The organism is Streptomyces sp. P17, assembly GCF_032436805.1.
Lineage (GTDB): Bacteria > Actinomycetota > Actinomycetes > Streptomycetales > Streptomycetaceae > Streptomyces.
Map to the genome: position 1 here is coordinate 1 of NZ_JAVRBF010001141.1, position 255 is coordinate 255.

1 protein-coding gene is annotated in these 255 nt (G+C 69.0%); it reads left to right on the forward strand.

The window, feature by feature from the left end; all coding sequences use genetic code 11:
• A partial coding sequence (locus RMT89_RS44205; protein WP_315889400.1) for a glycosyltransferase family 39 protein occupies positions 1-255 on the forward strand: 255 nt, incomplete at both ends.

Here is a 255-nt window from a genome sequence, read left to right on the forward strand (position 1 = left end):
GGCGTCTATCTGCTGGCGCAGGCCTGCGGCGTGGCGACGCTCTGGACCGTCTATCTGCTGTCGCGCGCCATCGTCGGCGGCCAGCAGGCGGTGCTTGCGGTGCTGCTGACCATGACGATCACCGCCTTCGGCGCGCCGAGCCTCGAATTCGGCCCGGCCGTGCTGGCGCAGCCGCTCTGGGCGCTGTTGCTATTGCACTCCTGGCAACTGATCGGCCAGGGCCGGCGCAATGCCTGGTTCGCTTGGTCGATCGAG